We start from the raw sequence: 6,897 nt of genomic DNA, 5'->3' as shown, positions 1-6,897 counted from the left end.
GATCGAGGGCCGCCAGTTTGCGGAACAGCTGCTCCACCCGCTGCCGGGTGCGGTGTTTCCTGGCGTCCTCGAAGTCGAGACGGTGGCGCTTGTGGTGGTGCTCGTTCAGGTCGCGAAGGATGTACCAGCGCAACTGGCCCGCCGTGTCGCCGGGGGGCGGCCCCAGGTCGTAGGGCGTAAAGGTGTCTTCCCAGCCGTCCTGGAAAAGTTCCAGGGCCTCCTTGTCGCAGGCGAGCGCGGCATACACGTCCTCATAGGACGGATACGACGGCTCCCTCACGGGCTGTTGCACGGCCTGGGGCATTTCGGCGGCCGCCTCCTTCCCGGAGTCAGGCCCGAACGCGGCGTCCAGCATGCGCTCGTATTTGGCCTGGTTCTCCCTGATGCGTTCCTCGGTCCACATGGATTGTTCCTCCTTCCATTGGTTTTCCGGCTGGACCATGCGCCGGTTGATCGAGGAGGATAGCCAAAAATCCGCCCACGTCTCCCCACATAGCGCTATGTGGGTAAAAACTTGAAAAAATATGCCCAACCCAACCGCGCCGGACCCGTTTTCAAATCGCTCGCTTCGCCGTATCCTGCCCGGAATTCGTTCGGCAGGAGACCTCATGCCCCCCCGCACCAGCCTCTGGACCATCTTCAAGAGCTTCTTCATCGTGGGGGCCACGGCCTACGGCGGCCCGGCCATGATGCCCATGATGCGTCGCGAGGCCGTGGAGAAGCGCGGCTTCGTCAGCCGTGAGGAATTCCGCCTGGGCCTGGGCCTCTGCCAGCTCATCCCCGGCGGCACGCTCATGCAGCTGGCGGCCTACATCGGGCTCAAGCTGCGCGGGCTCTGGGGCGCGCTGGCCGCCTACGCCGGGTTCTCGGCCCCGGCCTTCCTGCTCATGCTGGGGCTCTCCAGCTTCTACATGGGCACGCGCAACGCGCCCCTGGCCCAGGCCGTGTACATGGGCCTCAAGGTGGTGGTGCTGGCCATCTGCCTGATGTCCTGCCTGGACTTCGTGAAGCGCTTCGCCCCCACGCGCCGCCATCAGGCCTTCACGGCGGGCGCGGCGGCGCTCTTCCTGGGCGGCGCGGGCATCGTGCCCATCGTGGGCGGCGCGGCCGTGCTGGGCATGCTCTTCCTGGACCCGGGACCGGCCCCCGACGCGGGCGAAGGCCCCGAGGGCGACGGCGCGCTGCGTCTGGCCGTGATCGTGGGCCTGGTGCAGCTGGCCTGCCTGGGGGCGCTCTATGTCTGGGACAGGCTGCTCTTCCAGCTGGCCGTGTCCATGATCAAGGTGGACATGCTGGCCTTCGGCGGCTTCGGCGTGTTCCCCGTGATGTACGCCGAGGTGGTGGAGTACCGGGGCTGGATCGACGAATCCACGTTCATCGAGGGCATGGCCCTGGCCCAGGTGACCCCGGGGCCGAGCCTTTTGGCCTCGGCCTTCATGGGCTACATGGTGCGCGGCGTGCCCGGGGCGCTGGTGGGCGCGATCGGGGTGTTCGCGGCCTCCTTCGTGGTGGTGCTGGCCGCCTCCCACTACCGCGGGGCCATCATCGGCTCGCGCCGGGCGCGCCAGGCCCTCTCGGGCGTGCTGGCCACCCTGGGGGGCATGATCGTGGCCGTGAGCTGGACCCTCTCAAAGGCCGTGGCCTGGGACTGGCGCACCGCCCTCATCCTGGCCCTCTCCCTGGGGGCGCTGGCCGCCAGGGTGGCGGTCTACTGGGTGGTGCTGGGCGCGGCGGCCCTGGCCGCCCTGATCTGCTGAGGAGACATGAACACCTTCCGCAAGCTTCTCGACGCTATTCTCCGTGGTCTTGCCGCCGGGCTCTCCCCAGGCGGCCTGCGCGCCATGCCGCGCGACCTGTGCCCCGGCCTGCCCAGTCTCTGGCCCGGCGACGCCCCGGCGCGACGCGCGGCCCTGGAAGGCCACGCCCGGGCCGGAGCGCCCGGCCTCGTCGCCGCGACCCTGGCCGCCTGCCTGCCCGGGATGCTCCTTTTGGCCGAGCTGGCCTCCCTTCCCGGCGATTTCTGGACCCAGCCCTGGCCCCGCGCGGCCTTGCAGGGCCTGGGCGCGGCCCTGCCCGGCGTGCTGGCGGGCCTGGCCCTGGACGGCCTGCGCCGCCTGCCCGGGAGGCTGGTGAGCGCGGGGCTGGCGGTCTGCACCGGCGGGCTCTTCTTCCTGGGGCTCAAGCCTTTCGCCATGCTCCTGGGCGGCGCGGTGATCGGGGTGCTCCTGCTGCCGGAGCCAGCCCAGGCCGTGGCGCCCCCTCCCTCCCCCGACCCCGCCTGCCTCCGGCCCTGGCGCTTCCTGGCGCTCTTCGGGGTCCTGGCCGCCGCGACCGGGGGCGTCTTCCTCCTGGACCCGGGGCTGGGACGGATTTTCCTGGCGGCGTTCAAGGCCGAATTCTGGGGACTGGGCGGCGCGGGGGCCTGGCCCCTGCTCTCGGGAGATTACGTGCGCGCCCGGCACTGGCTCGCGCCCGGGGCTTTCGCGGATCTGGCGGCCCTGGCCCTGGCCGTGCCCGGTCCGGCTGCGGCGCTGGCCGCCGGGTGCGGCATGCTGGCCCGGGGACTGCCCGGCGCCCTGGCCGCCGGTGCGGGGGCCGCGCTCTCCGCGGCGCTGACGCTTTTGGCCTCCGCGCCCTGCATGGATGCCGTTGCCGCGAGCCCCTGGGCGCGCAAGGCCCTGGCCGGGACCGGAGCCGTGCTTTGCGGCATCACGGCGGGCCTGGCCGCCCTGACGGCCGCTGGACGCGCCTGGGATGCGTCCGGCATCGCCCTGGCGTCGGCGGCCCTGGCGGCGAGCCTCTGGGGCGCGGGGCGCGTGTGGGTGGCGCTGGCGGCGGCCCTGGCGGGGGTGGCGCTTTACGGATGAGCCCGCCGCGAGGTTCCTGGCCGGGCACGAAAAAGGGCCGGAAGGACGCACGTCCTCCCGGCCCCGGAATGGCTTCCGCCTGGCGGGACTAGATCTTCATGGCGGTCTTGAGGTCCGCCACGGCGTCGGTCTTTTCCCAGGTGAACTCGGGCAGCTCGCGGCCGAAGTGGCCGTAGCAGGAGCTCTTCAGGTAGATGGGGCGCTTGAGGTCCAGGCGCTTGGTGATGAAGTAGGGGCGCATGTCGAAGACTTCGCGCACGGCCTTGGTGAGGGCCTCGTCGGAGAACTCGCTGTTGCCGCCGGAGCTGACCAGCACGGAGACGGGCTCGGCCACGCCGATGGCGTAGGCGATCTGCACTTCGCAGCGGTGGGCCAGGCCGGCGGCCACCACGTTCTTGGCCACGTAGCGGGCGAAGTAGGCCGCAGAGCGGTCCACCTTGGAGGGGTCCTTGCCGGAGAAGGCGCCGCCGCCGTGGTGACCCATGCCGCCGTAGGTGTCCTGGATGATCTTGCGTCCGGTGAGGCCGCAGTCGCCCAGGGGGCCGCCGATCACGAAACGTCCGGTGGGGTTGATGTAGATCTTGGTGCCCTTGTCCACCAGGTTCTCGGGCAGGGCCTTGAGGATCACCTCGTGCTTGATGGCGTCCACCAGGTCTTCGTAGCTGACGTTCTCGTCGTGCTGGGAAGAGACGACGATGTTGTCGATGCGCACGGGCTTGCCGTCCTGGTATTCCACGCAGACCTGGGTCTTGCCGTCGGGGCGCAGGAAGTCGAGGATCTTCTCCTTGCGCACGTAGGCCAGACGGCGCGAGAGCTTGTGGGCGTAGTAGATGGGGGCGGGCATGAGGGTGTCGGTCTCGTTGACGGCGAAGCCGAACATCATGCCCTGGTCGCCGGCGCCCTGCTCCTCGGGCTTGGTGCGGTCGACGCCCTGGGCGATGTCCGCGGACTGCTTGTCGATGGAGGAGATGACGGCGCAGGTCTCCCAGTCGAAGCCCATCTGGGAGCTGTTGTAGCCCACGTTCTTCACGGTCTCGCGCACGATGCCCGCGAAATCGGCGAAGGCGGAGGTGGTGATCTCGCCCGCGATGAACGCGACGCCGGTGGTCACCAGGGTTTCGCAGGCCACGCGGGCCTCGGGGTCCTGGCTGAAGATGGTGTCGAGAACGGCGTCGGAGATCTGGTCCGCGACCTTGTCCGGATGGCCTTCGGTCACGGATTCGGAAGTGAAAAGATACTTGCCCTTGGAAGCGGCGACCATGAATGTTCCTCCCGCGGAAGATGATTCGCCGGTTTCGGCGATGGAAAAGGCGAAGGATGGCGGCCGGTGAAGGCCGCTAGGCCATGTGTCACAAGACCGGAAGGGTTGTCAAATGTCTGGAGCGATTTTCTTGTGGTCGCTCACGATTGGTCCTCTTCTCCGGCGAGCAGGGCGTTGTCGATGAGCCGCGCGCCAGGGAACTTTACGGCCACGGCCAGCAGCGCCGGGCCGGAGGCGTCGCCCACGGGCTGGATGGTCTCCGGGTGGACGCACTCCACGTAGTCGGTGCGGGCCAGGGGCATGGCGGAGCGGTAGTAGTCCTCCACGGCCCCGACCACCTTGCGCGGCGAGCGCTCCCCGGCCGCGACCATCTCGTGCGCCAGGAGCAGGCCCTTGCGCACGTGGGGGGCCTGGGCGCGCTCCTCGGGCGGGAGCAGGGCGTTGCGCGAGCTCATGGCCAGGCCGTCGGGTTCGCGGAAGATGGGGCGTCCCTCGATGGCCACGGGCAGGTCCAGGTCGGCCGCGAGGCGGCGGATCACGGCCAGCTGCTGCCAGTCCTTGCGGCCGAACACGGCCACGTCGGGCAGGGCCTGCACCAGGAGCTTGGTCACCACGGTGGCCACGCCGTCGAAGTGCCCGGGGCGCGAGCGGCCGCAGAGCCCGGAGGTGAGACCGGCCACGCTCACGGTGGTGGCGAAGCCCTGGGGATACATGTCGCGGGCCTGGGGCATGTAGAGGAGGTCCACCCCGGCCTGGCGGGCCTTGGCGGCGTCGCCCTCGGGGTCGCGCGGGTAGCGGTCGAGGTCTTCCCCGGGGCCGAACTGGGTGGGGTTGACGAAGATGGTGGCGGCCACCTTGGCGGCGTTTGCCCTGGCCCAGGTGAAGAGCGAGAGGTGCCCGGCGTGGAGGTAGCCCATGGTGGGGGCCAGGGCCAGGGTGTGCCCCTGGGCGCGCCAGGCGCGGCAGACGGACGAAAATTCCTTGGGCGACGTGACGATCTGCATGGAAGGCCTCGCAGGGTAGGCGTGGGATGAGGGCGCAACGGGCGACGCCACCCAGGGCTAGCACGTCCGGCGGCCCCCGCCAAGGCCCGGCCTGGCCGCTAGTCCGGGCCGTCCCCCGCCGCGCGCTCGGCCTGTTCGTGGCGCATCTGCTCTTCCATCACCAGCCCGGAGAGCTCCCGGGCCAGCTCCGCGAAGCGCGGCGAGGCCGGGTCGCGCGGATAGGGCATCTCCACGGGGACCACGCGCTTGATGGTTCCCGGCCGGTAGGTCATCACCACCACGCGGTTGGCCAGCACGATGGACTCCTCGATGCTGTGGGTGACGAAGAGCACCGTCTTGCCGCACTCCATCCAGATGCGCAGGAGTTCGTCCTGGAGGTTGCGCCGGGTGAGGGCGTCCAGCGCGCCGAAGGGCTCGTCCATGAGGAGCATGGGCGAATCCAGGGCCAGCACGCGGGCGATGGCCACGCGCTGGCGCATGCCGCCCGAGAGGTGCTTGGGGAAGCGGTCGCGGAAGTCCTGGAGTTGGAACTTGCGCAGCAGGGCGTCCACGCGGGCCTCGATCTCCGTCCGGGGCAGCCCCTTGATCTTCAGGCCGAAGGCCACGTTCTGGGCCACCGTCATCCAGGGGAAGATGGCGTACTCCTGGAAGACCATGGCCCGGTCCGGTCCTGGGCGAACGACGGGTACGCCGTTGGCGGTGATGGCGCCGTCGTAGGGCAGGGCGAACCCCGCGATGGCGTTGAGCAGCGTGGACTTGCCGCAGCCCGATGGACCCAGGATGCACAGGAACTCGCCGTGGCGCACGTCCAGGTCGATGCCCGTGAGGGCCAGCACCTCGCCGTCCCTGCCGGGAAAGCGCTTGCCCACGCCGCGCAGGACCACGTCGAGCGGCGCGCCGGGGGCCGTGTTCGTCACCAGGGCGCTCATCGGCCCCCGGCCCCCCTGTGCCAGCGCAGGAGATGGGCGTTGAGGCGGTCCATGCACGTGTCGATGGCCAGGCCCATGAGCCCGATGGTGAGCATGCCCGCGATGATCTTGTCCGACCAGAAGAACTCCCGCGCCTCCAGAATGCGGAAGCCCAGGCCGTCGTTGACGGCGATCATTTCCGCCACGATCACGCAGATGAAGGCCACGCCCACGCCCACGCGCATGCCCGTGAGGATGAGCGGCGTGGCCGCGGGCAGGATGATGCGCGTGAACATGGTGGCCGACCCGGCCCCCAGGTTGCGCCCCGCGCGGATGTAGATGCGGTCCACCTGGCGGACCCCGGCGATGGTGTTCATGAGCACGGGGAAGAAGGCCCCCAGGCTGATGAGGAAGTAGGCGGGCGGGTTGCCCAGGCCGAACCAGAGGATGGCCAGGGGGATGTAGGCGATGGGCGGGATGGGCCGCAGCACCTGGAGCAGCGGGTTGAGCAGGTTGTACACCCGGTCGAAGGAGCCCATGGCCAGTCCCAGCGGCAGGGCCAGACCGGCCCCGATAGCGAAGCCCACGGCCACGCGCACGGCGGTGGCCAGGGCGTCGTGTGGCAACTCGCCGGAGAAGGCCCAGGCCAGGGGGTTCATGCCCTGGGCCAGGGGCTCGGTGGGGCTGGCGTAGGCCGCCCAGCGCCGGAGCACCTGCCACGGCGAGGGCAGGATGTGCGGGTTCACCAGCCCGGAGACGGCCGCCAGCTGCCACAGCGCCAGGAGCGCCACCGGCACGGCCAGGGCGCGCGCCAGGCGCGCGGCCAGGCCCGGCGCGTCGAGGTCCGCCTTGCCCAT

The 6,897-nt window shown here is 70.4% G+C and carries 7 protein-coding genes; 2 read left to right on the top strand and 5 right to left on the bottom strand.

The window, feature by feature from the left end; genetic code table 11:
* Positions 1–403: hypothetical protein (locus tag NNJEOMEG_RS16330; RefSeq protein WP_173086370.1), on the bottom strand; the 403-nt coding region annotated here is incomplete at its 3' end.
* Between the two features lie 205 nt (positions 404–608).
* Between NNJEOMEG_RS16330 and chrA the strand changes: the two genes are divergently transcribed.
* A complete protein-coding gene (gene chrA, locus NNJEOMEG_RS16325; protein WP_173086368.1) occupies positions 609–1,757 on the top strand; it encodes a chromate efflux transporter in 1,149 nt (382 codons plus the stop codon).
* Positions 1,758–1,763: 6 nt separating this feature from the next.
* A complete protein-coding gene (locus NNJEOMEG_RS16320; protein WP_173086366.1) occupies positions 1,764–2,867 on the top strand; it encodes a chromate transporter in 1,104 nt (367 codons plus the stop codon).
* A gap of 88 nt (positions 2,868–2,955) precedes the next feature.
* Here NNJEOMEG_RS16320 and metK read toward each other — a convergent pair whose 3' ends face one another.
* The 4 genes from metK to NNJEOMEG_RS16300 all read right to left on the bottom strand — a co-directional run bounded on the left by metK (position 2,956) and on the right by NNJEOMEG_RS16300 (position 6,897).
* Positions 2,956–4,128 carry a methionine adenosyltransferase gene (gene metK, locus NNJEOMEG_RS16315; protein ID WP_173086364.1) on the bottom strand — a complete coding sequence of 391 codons (1,173 nt, stop codon included), beginning with the start codon at positions 4,126–4,128 and terminating at the stop codon, positions 2,956–2,958.
* Between the two features lie 140 nt (positions 4,129–4,268).
* Positions 4,269–5,132 (bottom strand): pantoate--beta-alanine ligase, encoded by an 864-nt coding sequence (panC, locus tag NNJEOMEG_RS16310; RefSeq protein ID WP_173086362.1) that lies wholly within the window; start codon positions 5,130–5,132, stop codon positions 4,269–4,271.
* A gap of 98 nt (positions 5,133–5,230) precedes the next feature.
* Complete coding sequence (locus NNJEOMEG_RS16305) at positions 5,231–6,061, bottom strand: ABC transporter ATP-binding protein (protein ID WP_173086360.1); 831 nt, start codon at positions 6,059–6,061, stop codon at positions 5,231–5,233.
* Positions 6,058–6,897, bottom strand: coding sequence for an ABC transporter permease (locus tag NNJEOMEG_RS16300; RefSeq protein ID WP_173086358.1), 840 nt, complete (start codon positions 6,895–6,897; stop codon positions 6,058–6,060). The genes NNJEOMEG_RS16305 and NNJEOMEG_RS16300 overlap by 4 nt, the downstream gene beginning before the upstream one ends.

This window comes from Fundidesulfovibrio magnetotacticus (assembly GCF_013019105.1).
GTDB lineage: Bacteria > Desulfobacterota > Desulfovibrionia > Desulfovibrionales > Desulfovibrionaceae > Fundidesulfovibrio > Fundidesulfovibrio magnetotacticus.
The sequence above is the reverse complement of the archived record's forward strand: the minus strand, read 5'-3'. Positions and strand labels throughout refer to the sequence as shown.

Coding starts and splice junctions, on each gene's coding strand:
- chrA (WP_173086368.1), top strand. CDS start 609: ATGCCCCCCCGCACCAGCCTCTGGACCATCTTCAAGAGCTTCTTCATC.
- NNJEOMEG_RS16320 (WP_173086366.1), top strand. CDS start 1,764: ATGAACACCTTCCGCAAGCTTCTCGACGCTATTCTCCGTGGTCTTGCC.
- metK (WP_173086364.1), bottom strand. CDS start 4,128: ATGGTCGCCGCTTCCAAGGGCAAGTATCTTTTCACTTCCGAATCCGTG.
- panC (WP_173086362.1), bottom strand. CDS start 5,132: ATGCAGATCGTCACGTCGCCCAAGGAATTTTCGTCCGTCTGCCGCGCC.
- NNJEOMEG_RS16305 (WP_173086360.1), bottom strand. CDS start 6,061: ATGAGCGCCCTGGTGACGAACACGGCCCCCGGCGCGCCGCTCGACGTG.
- NNJEOMEG_RS16300 (WP_173086358.1), bottom strand. CDS start 6,897: ATGGGCAAGGCGGACCTCGACGCGCCGGGCCTGGCCGCGCGCCTGGCG.